This window comes from Mesorhizobium sp. M7A.F.Ca.US.006.04.2.1, from assembly GCF_004022915.1.
Lineage (GTDB): Bacteria > Pseudomonadota > Alphaproteobacteria > Rhizobiales > Rhizobiaceae > Mesorhizobium > Mesorhizobium ciceri.
In genome coordinates, this window is sequence record NZ_RZQA01001682.1 from 1 (window position 1) to 406 (window position 406).

Here is a 406-nt window from a genome sequence, read left to right on the forward strand (position 1 = left end):
TGCCAGAATTTCTCGCTTTCGCCGATCAACCCGGCGCGGCCTGACTTGCTGCGGGCGAACTTGGCGATCTCGTCCAGCATCCGCCGCCCGGTGCCGAGTGCCCAGCCGGTATGACCGATGGCGGCGAGGCCGACGACACCGAGACTGAAGAACTCCTTCTGGCGCAGTGGCGGCGCGGTCAGGATCGGGAAGACGAGATCGTCGGCGATGAAGACATCCTCGGCCGCATAGTCGATGCTGCCGGTTCCACCGAGGCCCAGAACGTCCCAATTGCCGAGCTGCTTGTGCTGGGAGATCGGCGCATGGGCGCACATGATGATCACATTGCCCCTATCGTCCTTGGCGGGCTTGCCGGTGCCGTCGTCGACGAAGGCGGCACTGTGGCTATAGGTGGCGTGGCTGAAGC

Annotated in this window: 1 pseudogene; it reads right to left on the reverse strand. The window is 64.5% G+C overall.

Annotation, left to right across the window (positions count from 1 at the left end):
- Positions 1–406 (reverse strand): annotated as a pseudogene (locus EN925_RS39390) (acyl-CoA dehydrogenase); the annotation flags it as partial.